Raw genomic sequence first — 22,648 nt, 5'->3', positions numbered from 1 at the left:
TGGTGGAAAATCATCTGACGGTGGCCCGCCGGGAGGCCAGCGTGCCTGCCGCCGCAACCTCGGCTGCACAGCCGCTGACGACAGCCCTGCAGACAGCGTCGCCGAAAGCCAGACAACAGGAGGTATGCCGACATGAAAGCAATCCGCATCCACGCTTTTGGCGGACCTGAGGTTCTTTCGATCGATCAGGTCCCCTCGCCTCAGCCCCTTGACGACGAGGTTGTGCTCAGGGTCCGCGCCGCAAGCGTCAATCCGATCGACTACAAGACCCGCGAAGGGTCGGTGAGCGAGACCCTGCCGGTCACGCTCGGGCGCGACGTATCCGGCACGGTGGAAATATGCGGTACGCGGGCGCATACGTTGAAGAAGGGCGACCCGTTGTTTGCGATGCTTGGTCATGACCGGGGCGGCAATGCCGAATATGTCGTGGTCAAGGCGACGGAGGCGGCTGCCAAACCGGATCGTCTAAGCCATGTCGAAGCCGCGGCGGTGCCGCTTGCCGGCATCACCGCATGGCAAGGCCTTTTCGATCATGGCGGCCTCAAATCCGGACAACGGGTTCTCATCCATGGCGGCGCCGGCGGCGTCGGTCATCTGGCGATCCAGCTGGCCAAGGCCGCGGGCGCGTTCGTCGCGACAACCGTTTCCGCCGAGGACGTCGTTTTCGTGCGTGAGCTTGGCGCCGATCAGACGGTCGACTACAAGAATCAGCGTTTCGAAGAGGTCGTCGATGCGGTCGACCTGGTGTTCGATCTTGTCGCGGGCGACACGCAGGAGCGCTCCTGGGAGGTGCTCAAGCCTGGCGGGACGCTCGTTTCCACGCTTTCCCAACCGTCGCAGGAAAAGGCAAACTTGCGTCGGGCGCGTGGCGTCTCCTACCTGGCCGAGCCGAATGCGGCGCATCTTGCCGAGATCGGCCGCCTCATCGAGGCCGGCAAGGTCACCCCCTTCGTGCAAGCCACCTACCCGCTTGGAGAGGTCGCCAAAGCGGAAGAACGGCTGGAAAATGAGCATGTGCGTGGCAAGATCGTGCTTGAGGTTTCCGCCTAGCGCGAGTTGATGCTCCTGCCCCTCTCGAACGGGTTATCCGATCCGCGCCTCGCCGTCGCTGTCCGGCACGTTTGGAAACAGCACCTTCAGCTTGTGTTCCGCGCTTGCCCAACTGCGCCTGTGATGTTGCCACAGGCACCAGTTGCTCACCGCAAAAGCTAGAATGCCGACAGTCACGGCGAGACTGACCATCGAGCCAACGACAACCTTGAGCATCACGCCGGCAAAGACACCGGCGATGGCACCGTTGACGACATTCACCATCCCTGCGGTTCCGGCGAACGCTTGCCAGGGCCTTGGCTTGAGGCCGACATCGGCCAGCAGAGCCGTTTGGGGGTGGAGTGAACCAGATAGCGCGCCATCGAAGGGGTGAGCTCGGTGTAGCAGTGCCTGATGCGTGCCATGCCGCGGGCGTGGACCATGTCTTCGATGGCCACCTGCACAGCCCTGACGAATGTCACCAGCCCAATGAAGTAGAGGCACGGCAACAGGATCAGGCTGAACAGCATGAAAGGAAGCCCCATCCTCGTCACCTGGGCCACGAAAGCAAGGGCGATCGTGGCGCTGGATACCGAAGTCAGGAACAAATTTGCGCGCTGATTCGCCTCCTGAATAGTCGCCGCCCTGGCGGTCCCCAGCACCAAATGCTCCGTCGTCATCATCTGCAGGAGTTGCTGTCGGTTCTCGCCTTCAGTGGTTTTTGTCTTCCTTGCAGGCATCGCAAAAAACCCGTTGCAGGACGCGCAACCAGCTCCTCAAAGCCGCCCACCCAGGAACGAACTGCTTCGGAAGGGGTTCCGGCGCAACCAAGACCGCTACCGTGGATCCCGGGGCAGAGCCGGATCACAGGCCGAGCCAATTTTGTCGACAGATAGCGAAACGATTGTCCCTGAGCATCGTTTCGAAACCAGACATGAATTTGATGAGGAGGCGATGATGAGCGCTACCGGTTTGGATGTCTTTGACAGGACGCTGCAGACAACCAACATCTGGCTCGACGAGATCATGGACGATCATGGTCCGGATCGGCGAATTGCATGGCACATATTGGGCGCGGTCCTGCGGACCGTAAGGGACAGGCTGCAGATCGGGCTTGCGGCCAAACTTGGGGCGGAACTGCCGCTCCTGGTGCGCGGCGCCTATTACGACCACTACCGGCCCGCAGCCGAGCCGGACAAAACGCGCTCCCTGGAAAACTTCTCGCAGCACATCGGCGAGGAATTGAAATCGATCCGCCCCGTCGATCCCGAGGATGCAGCACGCTCGGTGTTCCGAGTTCTTGCACGGCATATTGATCTTGGCCAATCGGCTAAGGTGCGCGATGCGCTGCCGAAGGAAATCCAGGCGCTCTGGCCCGAAAGCCTCGGTGTCAAATAGAGATGGCACGAATCTGGCGGCTCCCCGGACAGCCAGGCCGAGGCTGGCGCCCCTGTCGGGCGTCAGTCCCGCAAACGGTTGGCGGCATGATCCTGATGCTGCTCGGTCGCGACCTGCCTGGAGTCCAAACCGCGTTCTTTGGAATGCTGTGCCTTGTCGCGATTGGACAGAACCTTGTTTTCTTCGAGCTTGTCTTTTGGCGTCACGGTCATGGCGCCTGTGCCGGAACCCTTTCCTTGTGAACCTGCTCCGATGTGCTTCTTGCTGCCGTGTGCCATGGGCTGCCTCCAATCTATGACGAATGTTCCAGGAGCGTTGCTGGTCCGTGACGCGCTTTAGTCGTCGGCACGGTTCTTGTGATGGGCGCTTTCCTGATTCTTGCCGCGAAGCATGTTGCGGTCGTCTGGATCGACGAGGTCCGGTGTATCGGTCCTCATGTCCGCTCCCTTGCGCAGTGCTTCGCGTTCCGCCGCTGATCGTTTCAGATCCGCCTCGGCATCAAAATCCTTGCCGGCGTTCTTTGTGTTTTCCCGCTCTTCAATGATGCGAATTTGTTGATCGTGGGTTTTGCGTCCAGTCATCGCTTTCCTCCGGCGTGTTCGTGTCGGCGCCCGAAAGTGGTGCGTCGCCGGCCGTCTCTAAGGTCGGTTACGGCGTTTGCCTGTCCGAGCCTGCCTTCGTGCTGATAATGGCAAGGTGACGGGATCGTTCCGAAAGGCGTTGAAAAGCTTCTCGCCAGATGGCTCCGCTCGGCCCGGCGCTCACATTGACGCAGGCTCCGGCTGGCGCCCGCCCTTGTGAACCGCAGCGTCCTTTGAACGCTCGGCAACCGCCGGGCTGGTGCCGGATGCCTTTGCCGTCGCGGCACTCGGCTCCGCGCAGAAATCGATGACAGCCTGGATGAACTCCGCCGGATATTCGATGTTCGACAGATGGACCGCAGGCAGCACAACCAGCTTCGCGCCGGGTACCGTCGCGGCGATCAGCTCGCTGTGGCTGGCTGCCGTCACCGTGTCGTGCCGACCAGCGATCACCAGCGTCGGCCGGGGTATCAGTGCCACGGTGCGGCGAAGGTCCGCGTCGCGAACCGCCGCGAACAGACCCGCCAGGCCCTGCCGGTCGATAGCCAGCAGCATGGCGCGAAAGTCTTCGACCACAGGCTCGTTGGCGGCAACCAGCGACGCGGGGAACCAGTTGCTCAGGAACGTCTCGGCGGTTTCCGACATGTCCCGCGCCTGGCGCACCGCAGCGATCCGCTCGTCGAAATAGCTTGCCGGCGCCAGATGCGACGAGGTGTTGCTCAGGATCAGCCGGTCGATCCGCTCGGGCGCGTGGATGCCGAGCCACTGCGCGACGAACCCGCCGAGCGACAGGCCAAGGAAATGTACGCGTTGCAGGTCGAGCGCATCGAGCAACTCGATGACGTCGCGGCCAAGCCGGTCCAGCGAATAGGCGCCGACCGGAACGCTCGATCCGCCATGGCCGCGAAAATCGTAGCGCAGGACACGAAAATGCTTCGACAATTCGCCGACCTGCCCATCCCACATGTGCAGCGTGGTGCCGATGGAATTCGACAGCACCAGCACCGGCTTGCTTGCCTCGCCGTCGAAGCGGTAGGCGATGCGCGTGCCATCGCCCGTTGTGACGAAATTCAGCTCATTCATGATGAAGATTCCTTCTGGAACGTTGAACGAGACAGAGCCTAGCTGTGGAGCGATTTTGTTGATATTACAAAGATAAGACAATCTCTGTAACAAAAACTGACATGGCCGAATTCACCCTGCACGATCTGCAATGCTTCGATGCGGTGGTCCGCACCGGCGGTTTTCAGCCTGCGGCGGCCATGCTGTATCGCTCGCACCCCGCGGTGTTCGCCGCCGTCGCCAAGCTGGAGCGACAGCTCGGCCTCGTCCTTTTGGATCGCAGCGGCTATCGCGTGCGTCCGACCGAGGCCGGGCTGTCGTTCCACCGCCGAGCGCTATCGCTGCTGCGCGAGATGGACGGTTTGCGCGTCCATGCCGCCCAGTTGGCGATGGGTGAGGAAAGCGAGATCCATGTGGTGATCGGCGACCTGTGCCCGCGCCCGCAGGTGCTGGGCATGCTCGGGCGATTCTTCGCACAGTTGCCCGGCACGCGCCTGCATCTGCATTTCGAAGCGGTGGGCGGCCCATGGGAGCGTCTCTTCGACGACGAAGCCGACCTGATCCTGCACTGGGTCGACAAGGGCGATGCGCGGGTGGAATGGGTCGATTTGTGCAAGGTGTCCTTCATTCCCGTGGTGGCGCCGGGCTTTCTGCCTCAGCGTATCGAGCAGCCGATCACCCCGGACCAGATGCAGGCACTCACCCAATGCGTCATGCGCGACAGCGCCCGCCATTCGCCACAACAAAACTATTCGCTGATCGAAGGCGCGCCGCAATGCCTCGTCGCCGACCAGGGCATGAAGAAGGAGATCATCCTGCAGGGCCTTGGCTGGGGCCACCTGCCCCGCTTCCTGATCGAGGAAGAACTGCAGGACGGACGCCTGCACTCCATTGCCGGCCGTCATCTGCCGGGCCGCACCGACGAACTGGTGGTGGCGCGCCGCCGCGACCGGCCGCATGGGCCGATCGCGAACCGGCTGTGGGATCATATCCAGCAGGAAGCGCCGGCATTGCGCCGTGTGCTCGAAGCGCCGAAATCCGCCGAGGAAGTCAGCGGCCAACCAGCCAGCGAAAAGCGCGACGGATGAACGTTTGAGCGTCCTCCGTCACTGGTTCGCCGTGCGCCATCAGCACTCTTTCGGCCGGCCATGCCAGTATGCGTTGAAGAGCGGCACGCGCGGCGCGCCGGTCGGTAAAGCCGGCGCGGAATTTTCGCGGCACTGAGGGCTCTGCGGCCACCATCAGATCCAGCCGGGCTACGAGCGCCCGCCAGCCCTTGAACCATCCGGCGTGGAAATGCTGGATCAGATCGGTGAACAACACTGTCCTGCTTGCGCGGTGGAAGAAGACAATCTCGGTGGTGATCCTGTTGCCGCGCACGACGACCTGGTCGAGATCGTCCGCCCAGTCGGCGGCAGGCGTATCGCCGAGCTCGCCGCAGAAGAGGATATCTCGGCGCTTTTCCCGCAGGCCGGGTGGCGCATAGACCTTGGCATCGGGATAGCCGCGCTGCCAGTCAGCGAGAAACACGTGGTGAAGCGAATTGGGCGGGATCAGGAAGCGCACCACGCCCAGAGCGTCCACATCGGCGCGCAGCTCGTTCGTGAGCTCTACCGGTGACCAGATGAACAAACCGCCCCCGGACAATCCGATAACGGCCATACGCGTGGGATAGTGAAAGCCGGCGGCCGCCGTGACGATCGGACCATCCGCAATCCAGATCCCAAGGCCGAATTCCTTGAGACTACCAGCCATTTGCACATTGCTTCCCATAGAGCCGCTTGAATTCCGATGCGCCACAGTCGACCCTTCGCGGGATTGGCGGCTGCCGCAATGCGGCGGTCACGCAGCAAAAGTTTACATATGTGTAAATTTACACTAGGGTATAAAAATGACAACCCCAAAGCGGACCGAACGGTCGCGAAGCCTCATCCTCAATGCCGCCGACCTGGCGTTTCGGGAGATGGGGTTTGCCAACACCTCGGTCGAGGAGATCGCGACGCGTGCCGGCTTGACCCGCAAAACGGTCTACAATCTGTTCAGTTCGAAAGAAGAAATCGCGTTGCGGCTCATCGCCCGCGTGGAGGCGGGCGATGCCGCCTACCGCGCCCGCATGGCGGCGAACGAAGATGTATTCGTCATGCTCGAGACAGTCTTTCTCGACAGCGCCGGCTGGTGCCTGGCCAATCCCTCGCTTGCCAGGCTGGCTCTTGCCCCCGCCGAGCGTCCGTCCCTGCAGCCGCCGCCCGACCGGCCCTCATTCCAGCGCCTGGTCCGGGACCTTCTGGTGCTCGGCCAACGGCAAGGTGTCATTCGCAGGGATGACGATGCCAATTTCATGGCGCTGGTCCTGCTTGGAATATACGGCCAGGCGATGCTTTCGGCGCTTTCGGCCGGGTCATTCAGCGAGGACGAGATCAGGCACCTCATCCGCATCGTCGTTGAAGGGATCGGCAAACGCTAACTACGCGAACCACTTGTCCGCCGATCTCCAAAGCGCCGCAGGAGTGCTCCCGGCCTTCGCTTCATTGGCTGCTCTTCGGAGCCTTGGCGTCCTTTGAACGCTCCGCGATAGCGGGGCCGGCCCCGGACGTCTTTTCGGTTGCAGCGCTCGGCGTGGCTTGCTTTGGCGGGTTTTGTCCCTCCGACTGGCGGGTGCGGTCTTCCACTTCGCCCATCCGGCGGGTGAGCCCTATTCCGCCGGCAGGCTTCTCGTTGGCGGCCGCATCCTGGGAGAATTCATCGGAAGCGTCGGCATCGGTCTTTGCCGGATATTTCGTCGCACCGGTTTCATAGCGGGTTTCGTTCTCAGTCATGGCATCTCTCCAGTTGCATGACGGATAAACATCTCGGCGCTATCCGGGTTCCAATTCCTGGACTTGGATTCCGGACGGATCTGGATTCCGCCCGGTCGGCCACCCAAGCGACGAGATGAGCAGCACCCTACTGCAGCAGACCCTTGACGATGCCGCTCGCCTTGCCGAAATCCATCTGGCCGGCATATTTCTGCTTCAGTGCGGCGATCACCTTGCCCATGTCCTTCTGGCTGGCCGCACCGGTCGCGGCGATCGCCTCGCGCGCCGCAGCAGTTACCGCCGCATCATCCAGCTGCGTCGGCAGGAAGGTGCGGATGATCTCCATCTCGCCGCGCTCCTGCGCGGCCAGTTCCGGCCGCTTGCCGTCATCGAAGGCTTTGGCCGATTCCTCGCGCTGCTTCACCATCTTGGCCAGGATCTGCAGGATCTCCTCGTCGCTGGCCGGCTCCTTGCCTGACCCGCGATTGGCAATGTCGCGGTCGTGAATGGCGGCCTGGATCAGCCGCAATGTCGGCAGCCGGTGCTTGTCCTGCGCCTTCATCGCGCTCTTCAGGGATTCGGCGATTTTGCCGCGCATGGTGCATTCTCCTTCGATCGGCGCGGACAATAGCGCCGCGGGCGAGCCAAGGCAAACTCTGATGTGCCGGGGCAAGCCACTGATTTTGCTAGGCGAAATAAAATATGGCGGCATTTCGCATGATCATTGACCGCCCTGCCCCCTTCCCCTATGTACTGGGCCTTGCATGAACGGAAATTTGACTGCGTGGAAGCCGCGAAATCGCCGCTTCGCGCCGTTTGCCGCGCAGATGGCCCGCCGGGCCGGTTGCAGCGCGCGGCCTGACAGGAGTGCCGCATGGCCGAGATGACGCCCGCCTTGACCCCCGCTTGGGCCACGGAAAAGCCGACCGCCCTTCTGGTGCTGGCCGACGGTACCGTCATCGAAGGTCGCGGTCTCGGCGCCACCGGCTCCGCTGTCGCCGAAGTCTGCTTCAACACGGCGCTGACCGGCTATCAGGAAATCCTCACCGATCCGTCCTATGCCGGCCAGATCGTCACCTTCACCTTCCCGCATATCGGCAACATCGGCACCAATGACGAGGACATCGAGGATCTCAATCCGCTCGCCCGCGCCGGCGCCGTCGGCGCCGTGTTCAAGGCCGATGTCACCAACCCGTCCAACTACCGTGCCGGCACTGGTCTCGACCAGTGGCTGAAGAAGCGCGGCATCGTCGCTTTGTCGGGCATCGACACCCGCGCGCTCACCGCGCTGATCCGTGAAAAGGGCATGCCCAACGCCGTCATCGCGCATGCGCCCGATGGCGTGTTCGACATCGACGATCTGAAGCGCCGCGCCGCCGCATGGTCGGGCCTGATCGGGCTGGATCTCGCCAAGGAGGTTACGTCGGGCCAGTCCTCGGTCTGGCGCGAGACACCCTGGGTGTGGAACGAAGGCTTTGGCGAACAGATCGAACCGACAATGCACGTCGTCGCCATCGACTACGGCGTCAAACGCAACATCTTGCGCCTGCTCGCCGGCCTCGGCGCCAAGGTCACCGTGGTGCCGGCCAAGTCCGGCGCCGAGGAAATCCTCGCCATGCAGCCGGACGGCATTTTTCTCTCCAACGGCCCCGGCGACCCGGAAGCCACCGGCGACTATGCCGTACCGGTCATCCGGGATCTGCTGAAGACCGACATCCCGGTGTTCGGCATCTGCCTTGGCCACCAGATGCTGGCGCTGGCGCTGGGCGGCAAGACCGCCAAGATGCACCAGGGCCATCACGGCGCCAACCATCCGGTCAAGGACCACACCACCGGCAAGGTCGAGATCGTCTCGATGAACCACGGCTTTGCCGTGGATGCCGACTCGCTGCCATCAGGCGTCGAGGAAACCCACGTCTCGCTGTTCGACGGTTCGAATTGCGGCATCACCCTGACCGGCCGGCCGGTGTTCTCGGTCCAGCATCACCCCGAGGCTTCGCCCGGCCCGCAGGATTCACACTACCTGTTCCGCCGCTTCGTCAATTTGATCCGCGAAAAGCGCGGTGAGGAATTGCTGGCCGAACGGGCTTAGCGCGATCCGGTAGCGCCGCCCCTCATTGCCCTGCCGGGATGGCCCTCCCTGGTGAGCGCAATGCGGTTGTGACTCACACCTGTGCTCCATCCTCAGCGACACCGGTGGCGACATTCGTGCGCGCTGCCGGCCTCGCAACTTTCGTCACAAAGACGATGACCGCCAGCGTCAGGAAGCACGCTCCCAGCAGATAGGGCGCGCCGCCGAAGGTCACCGGCGCGCTTGGCCCGGTGAACCAGGAAAAGATCGCCGTGTAGAGCAGCGGCGTGATGATCGAGGTGATCGAGAAGATCGAGGTCATCGCGCCCTGCAGTTCGCCTTGCGCCGAAGGCGGCACCTTGGCGGCGGCGAGGCTCCGCAGCGGCGGGTCGGCCAGCGCTTCCAGGCAGCCGACGACGATCACCGCATAGATCATCCAGCCTTGCGACGCGAAGGCGTAGCCGAAGGCGCTGGCTGCCGTGAATGTCAGGCCGATGACTGCGGTCTTCCACTCGCCAAGCCTAGGGATGACGCGCGGCAGCACCGTCGCCATGACGATCGCGCCGCACAGGCCAAAGGCGCCGAGCGAGAAGCCGATCTGCTGCTCGCTCCAGCCATAGCGGTAGCTGGAGACGAACGACCAGACCGCCGGATACATCATATGCCCGAGCGTCATCAGGAAGAAGACAAGCCCGATCCAGCCGATGCCTTGATATTGGCGCATCTGCAGAAGCGTGCCGACCGGGTTGGCGCGTTTCCACTCGAAGCGGCGGCGGTGCTTGTCATCGAGCGTTTCCGGCAGGAAAAACAAAGCGATGAGGAAATTCACGAAGGCGAGCCCGGCGGCGAAATAGAACGGCACGCGCGGCCCGAACGTGCCGAGCAGCCCGCCCAGAACCGGCCCGATGACGAAGCCGACGCCAAATGCGATGCCGAGCAGGCCGAAATTCTTAGCCCGATTGTCATCGTTCGAGATGTCGGCGATGAAGGCCGATGTCGTCGAATAGCTGGCGCCCGAAATGCCGGCCAGCACGCGCCCGATGAACAGCATCGGGTAGGACCAGGCGACGGCGCAGATCAGATTGTCGATGGAGAAGGTCAGCACCGATGCGAGCAGGATCGGCCGCCGCCCGAACCGGTCGCTCAAGCCGCCCATGATCGGTGCGAAGAAGAACTGCATCGCCGCATAGACGAAGAACAGCCAGCCGCCTTCGATCGCCGCGCCGCTGATGCTGACCCCGGTCAATTCCCGGAGATAGGCCGGCAGCACCGGCATGATCATGCCGAAGCCGATAATGTCGAGCAGCAGCGTGGTGAAGACGAGCGCAAGGCCCCGTCTGGCGGTTTTGGGGTCGATCATGCAGGATCAAGCTCCTCTGCTCGCCCTCAGGCGCAGGCGGACGCACCTTATAGGCGAGCTCGCGGAAAGGAACAATGCAGGAACAGGCCGAATCTATTCATCCTGACACCACCTGACGGCAGCATCGCCGGCAGGTGAAGCTCGACAACGGTCTGGTCAGATCGGCCCACTCAGCGTGTTGCAATCCGACAGCTTGCCGCTCTTGTAACCACGCGCCAGCCAGGTCTGCCGCTGCTGCGAGGTGCCGTGGTTGAAGCTTTCCGGCACGACATAGCCCTGCATCTTCTTCTGCAGCGTGTCGTCGCCGATCTGCTTGGCGGCGTTCAGCGCGCTTTCGATGTCGCCCTGCTCCAATATGCCTTTCTGTCCGGTGTAGTGGGCCCACACACCGGCAAAGCAGTCGGCCTGAAGCTCGATTCGCACCGACATCTGGTTGGCCTCGACCTCGCCCATGCTCTGCCGCATCTGGTTGAACTTGGACATGATGCCGGTCAGGTTCTGCACATGATGGCCGATTTCATGCGCGATCACATAGGCGCGGGCAAATTCGCCCGAAGCGCCGAACTGCTGGTCGAGTTGCTGGAAGAAGGTCATGTCCAGATAGACCTTGTGGTCGCCGGGACAATAGAACGGTCCGGCCGCCGCGGAGGCAAAGCCGCAGGCCGAGCGCACCTGGCCGGAAAACAGCACCAGCTTGGGATCCTCGTAGGTCAATCCCTGCGACTTGAAGATGCCGGTCCAGGTGTCCTCGGTCTCGGCCAGCACGGTCGCCACGAACTGCTTCATCTCGTCATTGGCCGGTGTGGCACCGTTGTCCTGGCCGCTATTGTCGGTGATCTGGCCGCCGCCGCCCGGCAGCAGGCCGCCGTCGCCACCGCCCAGGATCGTCGAAGGATCGAAGCCGAAATACCATCCGGCCAGCACCACCAGGATGACGAGGAAGATGCTGCCGCCGCCACCGGTACGGCCGCCGATCGGAATGCGGAACTGGCCACCGCCGCCGCCGAGTCCGCCGCCGCCGCTGTCGCTGCGGTCGTCCTCGATATTGTCACTCTGACGACGGCCCTTCCAGAGCATGGCAACTCCTCGTGCAGCAAACCTCCCCGTTGCTCCGGGGCGACAAACAATTATCTCAACGGTTGCGCCAAGTCACAGCATTTTTCGATGGCCTTTTTGGCCACACGGGTTGCCTTGCGGCCAAGTTCGTTGTGGCGAGCGGCTCGGCGTGGCAATCGTCCCCGTGGCCTACAGCCGATCACGTAAGCCCGACAGAGAGCTAATCTTCCTGCTTGGCGCCGGCGCTCTTGCCGTCGGAGCTCTTCGAACGCTCCTCGAAACGCGCCGCGCCCTTTTTCAGCGGATGGCCGGTTTCGGCTTCGGTCTTGCGCTCATCCCTGGCCGCCGCCTGTTTCAGTCCCTCGGCTGCCTGCTTGCCCTTTGCCGCCGGCGTTTGTTCGATGCCCATCGTTTCCTCCCTTTCGCGCGCCAATCGCACGGATCTGGTGCAAACGTGTCTGGCGTGCGACGGTTCCGGCGACGCGGGAACTCTGGCGCTCAGCGCGCCGTCATCGCCTTGCGGAAGGCTTCCAGCGTCTCGGCGCTGACATGGTGCTCGATGCCCTCGGCATCGATGCGCGCTGTCTCCGCACTGACACCGAGCGAGCGCAAGAAAGCTTCCACCGTCTGGTGGCGGATGCGGCTTTCCTCCGCGACTTTGCGGCCGGCTTCGGTCAGGAACACGCCACGATAGGGCTTTCTCGACACCAGACCGTCGGCGCACAGCCTGGTCAGCATCTTGGCCACCGTCGGCTGCGCGACGCCGAGCCGTGCGGCGATGTCGACCTGACGCGCCTCGTTGCCGTCTTCGATCAGGTCGGCGATCAGCTCGACATAATCCTCGACCAACGCACTGCGGCGCGCTTCGCGCTGCTGCCGGAAGCCCTCCGAATGAATTTCGGCGTCGAGCAGCGGCTCGCGCGGAACTGGTCTGTTCTTCAGCACCAATACGCGCTCCTCCCAGGACTATTTGCCATCCATGCTTTCATAGCACGGGCTCTGATTCTTCAGGCCGTTTATTTGCATTCCGCCACAGGTGCAACCGGGGCTTCCGATTGCCGCTTCACCCGATGACCGCCAGCCGGATAAAAAGCAACGACAATGAAATATAGCATATTGCATAATGTTGAGCCATGGCATAGCTTAAGCCAACATCGTCCAGTCTCGCGGAAAGCCCTCCTTCATGTCCGAAGCCGAAGCCACAGCCTCCCGTTCCTCATGGCGGTTCGCCAGGCCCGACGAGGACGAGCAGCCCAGCCTGCGCGAAGTCAATTCCTCTATCGCCGTGCCGAACTCGGGCGTCTGGTTCCGTCGCCTGTTCGCCTTCATGGGTCCCGGCTACATGGTCTCGGTCGGCTATATGGACCCCGGCAACTGGGCGACCGACCTCGCCGGCGGCGCCCAGTTCGGTTACACGCTGCTGTTCATCATCATGCTGTCCAACCTGATGGCGATCCTTTTGCAGGCGCTGGCGGCACGGCTCGGCATCGCCACCGGCCGCGACCTCGCCCAGGCCTGCCGGGCCTATTATCCCCGGCCGGTGAACTTCGTGCTGTGGATCGCCTGCGAGCTGGCCATCATCGCCTGCGACCTGGCCGAAGTCATCGGCACCGCGATCGCATTGCAGCTTCTGTTCGGCATTCCGCTGATCGGCGGCGCCATGCTGACGGCGCTCGATGCCTTCCTCGTGCTGCTCCTGATGAACAAGGGGTTTCGCTATCTCGAAGCCTTCGTCATCGCGCTTTTGATCATCATCTTCAGCTGCTTCGCCATCCAGATCTTCGTCGCCGCCCCGCCGGCCGGTTCGATCCTGCATGCCATGTTCGTGCCGTCGTCGGAAATCGTCACCAATCCGGCGATGCTCTACATCGCCATCGGCATCATCGGCGCCACCGTCATGCCGCATAATCTCTATCTGCACTCCTCGATCGTGCAGACCCGCGCCTATGAACGCACCGACAAGGGCAAGCGCGACGCCATCAAATGGGCAACGACGGACTCGACCATCGCCCTGATGCTGGCTTTGTTCGTCAACGCCTCGATCCTGATCGTGTCCGCGGTCGCCTTTCACAACACCGGCCACCAGGACGTCGCAGAGATCGGCCAGGCCTTCGAGCTGCTGTCGCCGCTGCTCGGCCTCGGCATCGCCTCGATCCTGTTCGCTGTGGCGCTGCTGGCTTCCGGCCTGAACTCGACGGTGACGGCCACGCTCGCCGGCCAGATTGTTATGGAAGGCTTCCTGCGCCTGCGCATCCCCAACTGGGCACGCCGGCTGCTGACGCGCGGCCTCGCCATTATCCCGGTGGTGGTCGTCACCGCGCTCTATGGCGAAAAGGGCACCGGCCAGTTGCTGGTGTTCAGCCAGGTCATCCTGTCGATGCAACTGCCCTTCGCGGTCGTCCCGCTGGTGCAGTTCGTCTCCGACAAGAAGAAGATGGGCAATCTCGCCATTCCGCGCGGCGTCGCAGCCCTTGCCTGGGTGGTCGCCGCGATCATCCTGGTGCTCAACTTCAAGCTGCTCTACGACACCATGTTCGGGGTCGGCTGAGTTCCGCTTCGCCTGGAAACCAGCTGCCCTCTGCGCAGGGGGCAGCCTCGCGACAAATCGGCAATCCGCGCTATGTTTTCCGGCATCATGACCCGGATCGAAGACATCAGGAAATTCTACGCGCGGCTGCTGGCCGCCAATGCCGGCTCGCCCGACCCACGTCTGGAAGCGGCTTTCGCCGACGTGCCGCGCGAAGCGTTTCTCGGTCCCGGACCGTGGACGGTCGTCGCCGGCAACGGCAGGGTCACAACACCAAGCGCCGATCCGGCTCATATCTATCAGAACGTGCTGGTGGCGCTCGACGACGACAAGGGCATCAACAATGGCGAGCCATTCCTGCACGCCATGTGGATTGGAAAGCTTGAACCGAAACCCGGTGAGGCGGTTTGCCATATCGGCGCCGGCACCGGCTACTACACCGCCGTGCTGGCCCGGCTGGTTTCGCCAGGCGGCATCGTCACCGCTTTCGAACTCGACGAGAAGCTGGCCGATCTGGCGCGTCAAAATCTCGAAGCCTATGGCAATGCGACGGTGGTCCATGGCGATGCCGTGACGACGCCCCTGCCGCCATCCGACATCATCTATGTCAATGCCGGGGTCGCAGCGCCCCCGGCCGGATGGCTGAAGGCGCTGCGGCCAGGCGGCCGCATGATCTTTCCCTGGCGGCCGGCCGAGCGCGTCCCGCTGGCGGTGATGGTGACACGCACGCAAAAAGGCTTCGCCTGCGATCCGTTCATGCGGTCGTGGTTCATTCCCTGTGTCGGCGCCTCGGTCGCGGACCCCGCGGCGATGATCCCCACCGGCGAGCAGGCCGCGCGCAGCCGCTCGATCTGGCTGGCGCAGGACAGGGCGCCGGACGACACCGCCACCGCCATATCAGGCGATGTCTGGTTCTCGTCGGAAAATCTCCACACCGAGCCTCGCAAGCAACGGTGATTTTCCAAAATTTCGTCCTGTCCTGTCGGACCGGTGGCTCGTCGCCCGTCCTTGGGCTGAAGTCCGCCACGACGGCGTGGACCGAAGAACGGGAGCATTGGAATGAGAAAGATCATCTCTGCGACATTCATCAGCCTCGACGGCGTCATGCAGGCGCCCGGCGGCCCGCAAGAGGATCCGGTCGGCGGCTTCAAGTTCGGCGGCTGGACCTTCCATTACTTCGACGAGGCGGGGGGCGCGGCGATGGATGAACTGTTCTCCAAGCCTTTCGCCCTGCTTCTCGGCCGCAGGACCTACGATATCTTCGCCGCCTACTGGCCATATCAGAAAGATCCGATCGCGGATGCCTTCAACCCTGCGGCCAAATATGTCGCGACGCATCGGCCCGACACCCTCACCTGGCAGAACACGCAATCGCTCGGGCCCGATATCGTTGCGGCGTTGCGCCGCCTCAAGCAGGAGGATGGACCCGACCTGCTCATCCAGGGATCGGGCAACCTGATCCAAACGCTGCTCGCCAACGGGCTGATCGACGAGATCCGGCTGATGATCTTCCCGCTGTTGCTGGGCAAGGGCAAGCGGCTGTTCGGCGACAGCGCGATCCCGGCCGCCTTCAAGCTCATTAAGTCGCAGGCAACCGGCACCGGCGTCATCATGGCGACCTACGAACGCGCGGGCGAGGTCAAGGTCGGGTCGTTTGTCACGGGAGAGCCGTCGGAAGCCGAGCTCGAGCGGCGGAAGAACTGGAAGTAAGCAGGACCTGGGTTCCTCGCCCCACGATGAAAGATCGACCCGCCACTCGGTCGAGCTTCGCTCGACACCTCTCCCCGATCGACGGGGGAGAGGAACCCAAGTTCTGAGAAGCTTCAAGCAGCGACTGGTCGCCGCGCCAGCCCTTCCCGTATATGCCGTGCGAATTCCTGCGCCGCGGGCCCTACCCCATGCCTCGGCAGATGCAGGTTGATGGCAAAATTCGGCAGCGGCGGCAGGCCGGACTCCGATCGCAATATGTCGAGATCGGCTGGCACCGTGGAGGCCAGCCAGGTGGTGACGGCGAGGTCGGAGCGCACCGTCGCGGTCGTCGCGTCGATGTTGCCGTTCTCGAACACGGTGCGCCACTCCAGCCCATGCTCACCGAGCGCCGCCAACACAGCCGGCCGGAAAGCGCAGGTGTCGGCGACGATCGAGACCGGCAGCGGCCGCTTGGCGCGGGCAACGCCGCCCTTGGCACCGACCCAGACCAGCCGGTCAACGACGAGGCATTCGCCGGCCGACGGGCCGGCGCATTCCTCGATCACGGCAAGGTCGATGGTCCCGGCCGCAAGGGCAGCAGTCAATTCTGGCGACGAGGCGCAGACCAGCGATATCTCGACCTGCGGATAGGTCTCGGCATAGGTCTTCAGCACCGGCGCCAGCAAGGTGCCGACAAGGTCGTAGGGCACGCCGAGCCGCACCTGGCCGGCCACCGGGCTCCCAGCCATTTCGGCCCAGATCTCGTCATTCAAGGCCAGCAGCCGCTTGCCCCTGCCGAACAGCTGTTCACCGGCGCGCGTCAGCCGCAAGCCGCGCCGGTCGCGCTCGAAGAGGCTCGAGCCGAACGCCTCCTCCAGCCGTTTGACCTGCTGGCTGACAGCACCTTGCGTCAGGTGCAGTGCATTGGCCGCCGCTGTCATGCTGGCCTTGTCGGCGACGGTGATAAAGGTGCGGATCAGCGCCATGTCGAGATTTCGGATCATGGTTGGCATTATGCTTGCTAATGTCAACCATAGCAAACATTGCATTTACTGAAGTTCGTGCGCAGCTACGATGGCAGCCCTCCCACCGAGGACGCCGCATGCTCGAGCCCATTTTCCCGCTCATCCTGTTTGCCATCGTCGCCACCACCACGCCCGGCATCGCCACGACCCTGTCGACCGCGTCCGGCGCGCAGTTCGGCTTTCGCCGTTCCGTGCCTTTGCTGGTCGGCAGCGCCGCCGGCCTCGCCACCGTCACGGGTGCCGCTGCCGCCGGGCTTGCCGGCCTGCTGCTCGCCGTGCCCTCGCTGCAACTGGCGATGAAGGTCACCGGCTCACTTTATCTCGTCTGGCTGGCGATCAAGATCGGCCGCAGCGGACCGCCTAATCTGGATGTGAGCATGGCCAGGCCGAACAGCTTTCTCGGCGGCGCCGGCATTCAATGGATGAACCCGAAGGGATGGGCGATGGGACTGGGCGCCGCGGCGTCGTTCGCGGCATTGGCCAGCGGACCGATGCAGCTCGCGCTGCTGCTCGGCGCCACTTTCGGCCTCGCGGCCGCCGCCTCGCTGTCACTGTGGTGCGTGGCCGGCATGGTGCTGGCGCGGCTGCTCAAGACCGAATGGCAATGGCGCGCGCTCAACGTCGTGTTGGCGCTGGTACTGGCCGCCTCGATCATTCCGATGTGGCGGTCGGTGTAAAGCGCTCAAGCCAAAACCCGCGCCAGCCCCCCACCCTGACCTTCGGTCCGACCTCCCCACAAGGGGGAGGTGGGGAGTCCAGCTTTTCGCACCCCACAAGACCATTGTCGCATGGGCGGACAAGCCGCGTCCCCAACCTTCCCCCTTATGGGGGTCCGAAGGACGGGCGAGACCCGTGGCTCGCCCCGGCAAGTCGCTGCGAAGCAGCGGGGTGGGGGTCCTGGTTCGCAAAGCGAACCAGCCTCTCAAACTTCAAACCCCGTAACGCGCCGCCGGCTTGTCGGCGTGCAGGCTGCCGTAGAAGGCTTGCCGGGCGCCGAGGAATGTGTCGAGCTTGGCCGCATCGGCAAGCGCGGGCACGGTGACCGCCTCGCCTTTGGCCAAGCCGACAAGTGCGGCATCGACCATGTCGTCGGCGGTCATGATGATCTCCTTCGGAACGTTGGCGATATCGGTGCCGGCAAGTTCCCAGAAATCGGTCCGGGTCGCGCCCGGCAGCACCACCTGCACCTTCACATTGGTGCCCTCAACCTCACGGTGCAGGGCTTCGGTGAAGTTGACCACATAAGCTTTGGTGCCGCTGTAGATGCCGCCGAAGGAGGTGTCGAAGGCGAGCACCGAGGCGATGTTGACGATGCCGCCGCGGTTGCGTGCCAAAAGCCCCGGCAGCACGGCGCGGGTTAGACGCGTCAAGGCGATGGTGTTGACCTTGATCATGCGCTCGGCCGCGTCGACATCGGCGGTGGCCACGACGGCCTGGCCGCCGATGCCGGCATTGTTGACCAGCAGTGTGATGCTCTCGTCGGCTGTTACAGCTTGCTCGACGCGGCGCACATCATCGTCGTTTGCAAGATCGGCGCTGATCACGCCGACCTTGCGGCTATAGGTCTGGCGCAGCTTCCCGGCCAGTTCCTCCAGCCGGTCGGCGCGCCGCGCCACCAGCACCAGATCGTAGCCCTGCCCGGCCAGCCGGTCGGCATAGACCGCGCCGATGCCCGACGAAGCACCGGTGACGACCGCCGTGCCCTTGTTGCCCTGTCCACTCATTGTCCTGTTCCTTCTTCAACTGATCTTGTTCGTTTCGAATGACCCCCGGCACCGTGGCATCTGCCGCGCTGCCGGAAAGCCGCAAGATAGTGGCATATACCATTAATCGTGAAGTAGGCATATGCCACTATCTTGTCAATGAGACGGGCGGGGATTATTTGAGGGGAGCAGCCGGGCCTCATTCGCCGGCGCCAGGGACCATCATGTCAAAGGACAGCCTGCCCGGCCTCACGCTCTGCAACAACGCCGCGCTGCGCCGCGCGGCGCGCAAGCTCGGCAAGTTTTATGATGATGTGGTGGAGCCGTCAGGCCTCAAGGCGACGCAGCAGGGCCTGCTTTACCAGATCCATATGGGCGATGAGCCGGCGATGGGCGCCATCGCCACGTCGCTGATCATGGACCTGTCGGCGCTCGGCCATACGCTGAAACCGCTGATCCGCGACGGCTATGTCGAGACCTTCGCCGACCCGGAGGACCGCCGCGTCAAGCGTGTACGACTGACGCCAAAGGGCCTGGACAAGATCGAGGAAGCGATGAAACTGTGGCAAATCGCCCAGCAGCGTTTCGAGGATGTCGTCGGCAAGGACAAGGCCGAAGATTTGCGCGCGGCTCTGGATGAGATCGCCGCGCTGGATTTTGATCTGCCGCCGGCCACGCCCTAAGGCCAGCGTTTGCCAAAGACTCTACTCGGCAGGCATTTCTACAGGCCGAGCCGCCCAGCGGCCGGCGACCACGACGCCAAGCCCGACGATCGGGAAGATCGCGGCGACCAGGCCGAGATCGGCCGGCGCGCCGTAGCGCAGCACGGCACCACCGACCACGGCACCCAGCGCCACGCCGAGATAGAGCGCCGAGGCGTTGAGCGACAGCACGATCGGGGCGGCATCGGGCGCCAGCTTGATGATGCGGCTCGCCTGCGCCGGCGGGAACGCCCAGCCGACGATGCCCCACGGCACCATCATCGCCATCAGCGCCGGCCCGGCAATATGGTGCGGCAGGAAGGTCGGGATGACCGACAATAAGACCAGCATGCCGGCACTCAGCGCCAGCGACCAGCCGACGGTGCGGGTCGCACCGAACCGGTCGGCGGCCTGGCCGCCGCCAATGTTGCCGATGACGGCGCCGACGCCGAAGGCGAGCAGCATGCCGGGCAGCGCGATCTGGCTGAGACCGCCGCCCTCGATGGCAAGCGGCGCGACATAGGCAAAGACGGTGAAGGCGCCGATCAGCGCCAGCACTGTCGTCAACAGGATCGGCATCACGCCGGGACGCAGCGCTGCCGCCAGCCTGCGCTTCAAGGGCAGCCTGGTGCCAACGATGCCCTGCGGCAGCCGGTACCACAGGATCGCGCCTGCAAGCGCGCCAAGGCCGGCGATGGCAAAGAAGGTGCCGCGCCAGCCGGCGACGGTGGCAACGAGCGCGCCGAGCGGCGCACCGAGCGCAACGGCCACAGTGGTGCCGCCGACAACGACGGCGATGGCACGCGCCCGGTGATGATCATCGACCAGCGCTACTGCGGTGCCCTGCGCGGTTGCGGCGAACAGGCCCGACGACAGCGCCATGACGATGCGCGCGACCAGCAGCAGTTCGAAGGAGGAACTCAAGGCGGCGGCGATGTTGCCGATGACGAAGAACACCAGCGTCCACAGGATGACGCGGCGCCGGTCCCATTCGCCGGTCAGCGTCGCGAGAATCGGCGTGCCGACCGCATAGGCGAGCGCGAAGGCGGTAATCAGCGTGCCGGCCAGCGGAATGGAGATGCCGGCATCCGCCGCGATGTCGGGCAGAAGGCTGGAGATGACGAAGCCTTCGGTCGAGATCGTGAACGATCCGAGCGCGAGCCAGAAGAGGCGCTTGTCCATGGCGGGATGTCCTTAGTTCAAAAGTTATTGAACAATTGGACATAACAGGGCATCATGTCAATGAAGCCAGGGAAAAATAGCTGAACCTTCCTGACAGCCCTGTGTCAGCACAGGCCGGGCGGGGTTCGCGCGAGACGGAGAAAGGCCACGTGGAGCCAACAATGATGGATGCGTTGAAATCGGACCCGACTGTGCTTAGTTTCGAGCCATGACCTTGCCACACCCCAATACGGACCAGATCAGCCTGCCGATCGTGCTTGGCGTGCTCGGCGACCCGACGCGGCTTGCCATCGTGCGCTATCTCGCCAGCAAGCAGGGCGTGCCGCTGAACTGCAGCCAGTTCCTCGATTTCGGCTCGAAGACCAATCTGAGCTACCACCTCGCCAAATTGCGCGAGGCCGGCGTCACCCGCGCCGAGGTGGTCGGCACCAACCGCATGATCACACTGCGCCGCGCCGATCTCGACGCCCGCTTCCCCGGCCTGCTCGACAGCGTCATCGCCGCCGCCGGCGACGATCCCGCACTGCCGGCGGTTGGCGGCCACGATATCGAAGTGCACGCCCGACCCTGAAGGACTTGGGTTCCTCGCCCACGAACGTGGGGAAAAGGAAAAGCGGCGTCACACAGGAGCTTCCCGAAATGCGCATCGCCGTCCTCGCCGATATCCACGGCAATGTGCTGGCGCTCGACGCCGTGCTTGACGACCTGCGCCGGCGCGGCGGCGCCGACCTGACCGTCAATCTCGGCGACAGCGTTTCCGGCCCGCTATGGCCGCGCGAAACGATGGAACGGCTGCAGGCGCTGAACCTGCCGACGGTGCGCGGCAACCACGACCGCCGTGTTGCCGCCGACCCCGCTGATGACACCATGTGGCCCTCCGACGTCTATGCGCAGGAGCGGCTGACCGAGGCACAGCGCCAGGTGCTGTTCGCCCAGCCGTTGACGCTGGAGATCGCACCCGGAATCATCGCTTTCCACGCCCGTCCCGACCATGACGAGAAATATCTCACTGATACGATCGTCAATGGCCAGCTGGTACGCGCGCCGCTGACGGCGATCCGGCGGCGGCTGAAGGCGCTCGACCCGGCTTGCCGCATCGCGCTGTGCGGCCACAGCCACCGCGCGGAACTGATCCGCGTCCCCGACGGTCCCGTCATCTTCAATCCGGGCAGCATCGGCTGCCCTGCCTATGACGATTCCACGCCGCCGGCGCATGTCTCCGAGCAGGGCTCGCCGCATGCGCGCTACGGCATTGTCACCCTGGGCAGCAACGGCCAGCCCGACGGCTTCGAGGCCATCGCCGTCGACTACGACCACGAGGCGGCCGCCAGGCAGGCCGAACAAGCGGGCCGGCCGGAATGGGCTCACGCGCTCAGAACCGGGTTCATGCCCCTGCCCGGCTGAAGGCTGGCGAAACGGCGGCCCGAATTTTCGGGCTTACATGGCGCCGCGTCGTCCCTTATAAAACCGGCCGGGCTTGCGGCGGGCTCGATCCGCCGCGGCACGGTATCAGCGCACGGCCAAACGATGAGGCGCACAGTTACGCTCCGAACAATCCTCCATGCGCTGATTGCTGCTCCGCTGCTGATGACGGCGTGGCCTGTGATTGCCCCCGCTATGGCTGAAGAGATGGCCCAAGAGGCGCCGGAGCTCGTCATCTCCGTCGTTACCGGCCTGGCGCCGGACGACCTTCTCAAGGTCCGCACCACCGCATCGCCGGTCGCCACGGTCGAGGCGCGGCTGAGCAGTGGCGACATGGTCACCAATCTCGGCTGCAACGACATCAACGGCTACAAATGGTGCAAGGTCGAGAGCACGGGCAAGGAGAAGCTGAGCGGCTGGGCGCCGGCGCGCTATCTCATCCCCCTCAATCCGAACCCCTATGTCGAAGGTGAGCCAAGACCGGCCGGTGCGCCGGTGGTTGCCTCCACCGGCAGTGGGGCCGAGCAGGCCTCGGCACCGGACCAATCGCAGGCCACCGGCTCAGCCGACAGCGCGCCGGTCGCACCGCCCGACCTGACGGCGCGGCTTGGCGGCGCCGGTCCGGCAGCCGAAAGCACGCCGAAATCGCCAGAGGAAATCGGCCACGCCGCCATGCAGGATGCGTACCTACTGGCGCTGGCGGCGCCTGACGTCCCGCTTGATTCCGCTCCGACGCTGGCTTCTGGCCCCGAAATTCCCTGCGCCCGCTATGTCGGCCAGCCGATGGAGCGCTGCAAGGTCAGCGTGGTGCACACCGCCGACAAGGCGAACATCACTGTGACCTGGCCCGATGGCGGCACGCGCATCATCTCTTTCCGTGCCGGCCAGCCGGCCGGTTCCGACGCGCCCGGCGACTTCCGCTTCACCAGGGAAGGCAGCCTCAACATGATCCGTGTCGGCGTCTCGGAGCGGTTTGAGATCACGGATCAGTTGGCGCTGGGGAATTAGAATTCAGGGGAGTAAGGGAGCAGGGAATAAGGGAGTGTG

28 protein-coding genes are annotated in these 22,648 nt (G+C 64.0%); 13 read left to right on the top strand and 15 right to left on the bottom strand.

Annotated elements, in window-relative coordinates; all coding sequences use genetic code 11:
* The first annotated feature begins 132 nt into the window (after positions 1–132).
* The gene (locus tag ENZ74_RS01010) at positions 133–1,050 is read left to right on the top strand and encodes an NADP-dependent oxidoreductase (protein ID WP_013530136.1); all 918 of its coding nucleotides are present in this window, start codon (positions 133–135) and stop codon (positions 1,048–1,050) included.
* 33 nt (positions 1,051–1,083) lie between these two features.
* On the opposite strand, the gene ENZ74_RS34895 is transcribed toward ENZ74_RS01010, so the two are convergent.
* Positions 1,084–1,314: a hypothetical protein gene (locus tag ENZ74_RS34895; RefSeq protein WP_244514335.1), complete on the bottom strand. Its 231-nt coding sequence runs from the start codon at positions 1,312–1,314 to the stop codon at positions 1,084–1,086.
* On the bottom strand, positions 1,308–1,769 hold the full coding sequence (locus tag ENZ74_RS01005; protein ID WP_244514337.1) for a hypothetical protein: 462 nt from the start codon (positions 1,767–1,769) through the stop codon (positions 1,308–1,310). The genes ENZ74_RS34895 and ENZ74_RS01005 overlap by 7 nt, the downstream gene beginning before the upstream one ends.
* Positions 1,770–1,986: 217 nt before the next feature.
* Between ENZ74_RS01005 and ENZ74_RS01000 the strand changes: the two genes are divergently transcribed.
* Positions 1,987–2,427 carry a DUF2267 domain-containing protein gene (locus ENZ74_RS01000; RefSeq protein WP_013530134.1) on the top strand — a complete coding sequence of 147 codons (441 nt, stop codon included), beginning with the start codon at positions 1,987–1,989 and terminating at the stop codon, positions 2,425–2,427.
* A gap of 62 nt (positions 2,428–2,489) precedes the next feature.
* Here ENZ74_RS01000 and ENZ74_RS00995 read toward each other — a convergent pair whose 3' ends face one another.
* From ENZ74_RS00995 to ENZ74_RS00985, 3 genes are all read right to left on the bottom strand, one after another.
* A complete protein-coding gene (locus ENZ74_RS00995) occupies positions 2,490–2,705 on the bottom strand; it encodes a hypothetical protein (protein ID WP_063168782.1) in 216 nt (71 codons plus the stop codon).
* A 57-nt stretch (positions 2,706–2,762) separates the two neighbouring features.
* Positions 2,763–3,008 (bottom strand): hypothetical protein, encoded by a 246-nt coding sequence (locus ENZ74_RS00990; RefSeq protein WP_013530132.1) that lies wholly within the window; start codon positions 3,006–3,008, stop codon positions 2,763–2,765.
* A 180-nt stretch (positions 3,009–3,188) separates the two neighbouring features.
* Positions 3,189–4,091, bottom strand: coding sequence for an alpha/beta fold hydrolase (locus ENZ74_RS00985; protein WP_063168783.1), 903 nt, complete (start codon positions 4,089–4,091; stop codon positions 3,189–3,191).
* 101 nt (positions 4,092–4,192) lie between these two features.
* Between ENZ74_RS00985 and ENZ74_RS00980 the strand changes: the two genes are divergently transcribed.
* Positions 4,193–5,158, top strand: coding sequence for a LysR family transcriptional regulator (locus ENZ74_RS00980; RefSeq protein WP_013530130.1), 966 nt, complete (start codon positions 4,193–4,195; stop codon positions 5,156–5,158).
* Here the strand turns inward: ENZ74_RS00980 and ENZ74_RS00975 are convergent.
* Positions 5,121–5,843 carry a DUF4336 domain-containing protein gene (locus ENZ74_RS00975; RefSeq protein WP_224620599.1) on the bottom strand — a complete coding sequence of 241 codons (723 nt, stop codon included), beginning with the start codon at positions 5,841–5,843 and terminating at the stop codon, positions 5,121–5,123. The genes ENZ74_RS00980 and ENZ74_RS00975 overlap by 38 nt on opposite strands.
* A 118-nt stretch (positions 5,844–5,961) precedes the next feature.
* Here ENZ74_RS00975 and ENZ74_RS00970 point away from each other — a divergent pair, with 118 nt between their 5' ends.
* Positions 5,962–6,534, top strand: a complete 573-nt coding sequence (locus ENZ74_RS00970) for a TetR/AcrR family transcriptional regulator (protein ID WP_063168784.1) — start codon at positions 5,962–5,964, stop codon at positions 6,532–6,534.
* Positions 6,535–6,595: 61 nt separating this feature from the next.
* On the opposite strand, the gene ENZ74_RS00965 is transcribed toward ENZ74_RS00970, so the two are convergent.
* Positions 6,596–6,886 (bottom strand): hypothetical protein, encoded by a 291-nt coding sequence (locus ENZ74_RS00965; protein ID WP_063168785.1) that lies wholly within the window; start codon positions 6,884–6,886, stop codon positions 6,596–6,598.
* Between the two features lie 127 nt (positions 6,887–7,013).
* Positions 7,014–7,463 (bottom strand): GatB/YqeY domain-containing protein, encoded by a 450-nt coding sequence (locus ENZ74_RS00960; protein ID WP_013530126.1) that lies wholly within the window; start codon positions 7,461–7,463, stop codon positions 7,014–7,016.
* 276 nt (positions 7,464–7,739) lie between these two features.
* Between ENZ74_RS00960 and carA the strand changes: the two genes are divergently transcribed.
* On the top strand, positions 7,740–8,957 hold the full coding sequence (gene carA, locus ENZ74_RS00955) for a glutamine-hydrolyzing carbamoyl-phosphate synthase small subunit (protein ID WP_063168786.1): 1,218 nt from the start codon (positions 7,740–7,742) through the stop codon (positions 8,955–8,957).
* Between the two features lie 73 nt (positions 8,958–9,030).
* Here the strand turns inward: carA and ENZ74_RS00950 are convergent, their stop codons facing one another.
* The 4 genes from ENZ74_RS00950 to mntR all read right to left on the bottom strand — a co-directional run bounded on the left by ENZ74_RS00950 (position 9,031) and on the right by mntR (position 12,300).
* Positions 9,031–10,296, bottom strand: coding sequence for a TCR/Tet family MFS transporter (locus ENZ74_RS00950; protein WP_063168787.1), 1,266 nt, complete (start codon positions 10,294–10,296; stop codon positions 9,031–9,033).
* 156 nt (positions 10,297–10,452) lie between these two features.
* Entirely contained in the window at positions 10,453–11,373 is a 921-nt protein-coding gene (locus ENZ74_RS00945) for a neutral zinc metallopeptidase (protein WP_013530123.1), read from the bottom strand.
* A gap of 199 nt (positions 11,374–11,572) precedes the next feature.
* Positions 11,573–11,761: a hypothetical protein gene (locus ENZ74_RS00940; protein ID WP_013530122.1), complete on the bottom strand. Its 189-nt coding sequence runs from the start codon at positions 11,759–11,761 to the stop codon at positions 11,573–11,575.
* Positions 11,762–11,850: 89 nt separating this feature from the next.
* Positions 11,851–12,300, bottom strand: coding sequence for a manganese-binding transcriptional regulator MntR (gene mntR / locus ENZ74_RS00935; protein WP_024504117.1), 450 nt, complete (start codon positions 12,298–12,300; stop codon positions 11,851–11,853).
* A 235-nt stretch (positions 12,301–12,535) separates the two neighbouring features.
* Here mntR and ENZ74_RS00930 point away from each other — a divergent pair, with 235 nt between their 5' ends.
* The 3 genes from ENZ74_RS00930 to ENZ74_RS00920 all read left to right on the top strand — a co-directional run bounded on the left by ENZ74_RS00930 (position 12,536) and on the right by ENZ74_RS00920 (position 15,589).
* Complete coding sequence (locus ENZ74_RS00930; protein ID WP_013530120.1) at positions 12,536–13,900, top strand: Nramp family divalent metal transporter; 1,365 nt, start codon at positions 12,536–12,538, stop codon at positions 13,898–13,900.
* Between the two features lie 87 nt (positions 13,901–13,987).
* Positions 13,988–14,836 (top strand): protein-L-isoaspartate O-methyltransferase, encoded by an 849-nt coding sequence (locus tag ENZ74_RS00925; protein WP_063170313.1) that lies wholly within the window; start codon positions 13,988–13,990, stop codon positions 14,834–14,836.
* A gap of 102 nt (positions 14,837–14,938) precedes the next feature.
* Positions 14,939–15,589: a dihydrofolate reductase family protein gene (locus ENZ74_RS00920; protein ID WP_063168788.1), complete on the top strand. Its 651-nt coding sequence runs from the start codon at positions 14,939–14,941 to the stop codon at positions 15,587–15,589.
* Between the two features lie 113 nt (positions 15,590–15,702).
* Here ENZ74_RS00920 and ENZ74_RS00915 read toward each other — a convergent pair whose 3' ends face one another.
* Positions 15,703–16,572, bottom strand: a complete 870-nt coding sequence (locus ENZ74_RS00915; RefSeq protein WP_082826693.1) for a LysR substrate-binding domain-containing protein — start codon at positions 16,570–16,572, stop codon at positions 15,703–15,705.
* Positions 16,573–16,670: 98 nt separating this feature from the next.
* Between ENZ74_RS00915 and ENZ74_RS00910 the strand changes: the two genes are divergently transcribed.
* Positions 16,671–17,270 (top strand): LysE family translocator, encoded by a 600-nt coding sequence (locus ENZ74_RS00910; protein WP_063168790.1) that lies wholly within the window; start codon positions 16,671–16,673, stop codon positions 17,268–17,270.
* Between the two features lie 252 nt (positions 17,271–17,522).
* Here the strand turns inward: ENZ74_RS00910 and ENZ74_RS00905 are convergent, their stop codons facing one another.
* A complete protein-coding gene (locus ENZ74_RS00905) occupies positions 17,523–18,317 on the bottom strand; it encodes an SDR family oxidoreductase (protein WP_013530115.1) in 795 nt (264 codons plus the stop codon).
* 203 nt (positions 18,318–18,520) lie between these two features.
* Here ENZ74_RS00905 and ENZ74_RS00900 point away from each other — a divergent pair, with 203 nt between their 5' ends.
* Complete coding sequence (locus tag ENZ74_RS00900) at positions 18,521–18,979, top strand: MarR family winged helix-turn-helix transcriptional regulator (RefSeq protein WP_024504123.1); 459 nt, start codon at positions 18,521–18,523, stop codon at positions 18,977–18,979.
* 21 nt (positions 18,980–19,000) lie between these two features.
* Here ENZ74_RS00900 and ENZ74_RS00895 read toward each other — a convergent pair whose 3' ends face one another.
* Positions 19,001–20,179, bottom strand: coding sequence for an MFS transporter (locus ENZ74_RS00895; RefSeq protein WP_027162085.1), 1,179 nt, complete (start codon positions 20,177–20,179; stop codon positions 19,001–19,003).
* 208 nt (positions 20,180–20,387) lie between these two features.
* On the opposite strand from ENZ74_RS00895, the gene ENZ74_RS00890 reads away from it, so the two are divergent.
* The 3 genes from ENZ74_RS00890 to ENZ74_RS00880 all read left to right on the top strand — a co-directional run bounded on the left by ENZ74_RS00890 (position 20,388) and on the right by ENZ74_RS00880 (position 22,609).
* A complete protein-coding gene (locus tag ENZ74_RS00890) occupies positions 20,388–20,750 on the top strand; it encodes a helix-turn-helix transcriptional regulator (RefSeq protein WP_013530112.1) in 363 nt (120 codons plus the stop codon).
* 68 nt (positions 20,751–20,818) lie between these two features.
* Positions 20,819–21,583 (top strand): metallophosphoesterase family protein, encoded by a 765-nt coding sequence (locus ENZ74_RS00885; protein WP_063168791.1) that lies wholly within the window; start codon positions 20,819–20,821, stop codon positions 21,581–21,583.
* Between the two features lie 225 nt (positions 21,584–21,808).
* Positions 21,809–22,609, top strand: a complete 801-nt coding sequence (locus ENZ74_RS00880; protein ID WP_335918526.1) for an SH3 domain-containing protein — start codon at positions 21,809–21,811, stop codon at positions 22,607–22,609.
* Positions 22,610–22,648: the final 39 nt, after the last annotated feature.

The organism is Mesorhizobium sp. M7A.F.Ca.CA.002.15.2.1, from assembly GCF_003998715.1.
Taxonomy (GTDB): Bacteria; Pseudomonadota; Alphaproteobacteria; order Rhizobiales; family Rhizobiaceae; genus Mesorhizobium; species Mesorhizobium ciceri.
Note: the sequence above shows the minus strand (reverse complement) of the source record. Positions and strands in the feature narration are given on the sequence as shown.